General features: G+C 71.3%; 2 pseudogenes. Both read left to right on the forward strand.

Annotated elements, in window-relative coordinates:
- Positions 1-445, forward strand: a pseudogene (locus AC5RV2_RS18385) (formimidoylglutamate deiminase); the annotation flags it as partial.
- Positions 442-888, forward strand: a pseudogene (locus AC5RV2_RS18390) (imidazolonepropionase); the annotation flags it as partial. The pseudogenes AC5RV2_RS18385 and AC5RV2_RS18390, both read left to right, overlap by 4 nt.
- Positions 889-992: the final 104 nt, after the last annotated feature.

Consider the following 992-nt stretch of genomic DNA (forward strand, 5'->3'; position numbering starts at 1 on the left):
CACCCGGCAGGCCGAGCACCAGCAGGCCAACGATCAGTTGCGCGAAGAACTGTCCGGTTTGGAGCGCGCCCGCGACGACCAGCACGCCGTCATCGATCCATGGCTGGAGATGCGGGCGCTGGAACACGGCGAACGGCTGGCCAGCGGCCAGCGCGGCCGGTTTGCCCCGGCCGAGCTGCTCGAGTCCGTGTCCGCCGGAGCCGCCGCCGCCATGGGCACCCCGGTGGCCGGCATCGCCGTCGGGATGGCCTGCGACCTGATGGCCGTGAACCCCGGCAGCGTGCGCACGGTAGGCTCGGAGCCCGGGCAACTGCCGCTGAGCGCCAGCGCAGCGGACGTTTCCGCCGTCGTCGTTGCCGGTGACTTGCTGGCCGTCAACGGCCGCCACCAGCGCCTGGGTTGGCCGGCCGAGCTGCTGGCCGACGCCCTGAAGGAGTTTGAATGAGCACTGTCGTCACCAACATCGGTGAACTGCACACGCAGGACCCGGCCCGCGGCGCGGACTCCGTGCTGCACGATGCCGCGGTGATCATCGAGGGGGAGCGCATCTCCTGGCTCGGCCCCGCGGCGCAGGCCCCCGATGCCGACGAACAGTTCGACGCCGGCGGGCGGGCCGTGTTGCCGGGCTGGGTGGATTCGCACACGCATCTGGTCTTTGCCGGAGACCGCACCGCCGAGTTCGAGGCACGGATGGCCGGTCAGTCCTACCAGGCCGGGGGGATCGCCGTCACCACCGGCGCGACCCGCGAAGCCAGCGACTACGATCTCACCCGCCTGCTGCTGGCCCGGGTGGCGGAGGCGGCCGCCGGCGGCACCACCTACCTGGAGACCAAGACCGGCTACGGCCTGGACGTGGAGCAGGAGGCCCGCAGCGCGCGCATCGCGTCCACGGTCGCCGTTCGAGCGACGGCAAGGGCGGCGTGTTGCAATTGACGAATAGCGGCACGATCCTGCGCTGATCCAGGCCGACCCGCTGGATGGGAACCATGTAG

This window comes from Arthrobacter sp. Y3225116 (assembly GCF_059091245.1).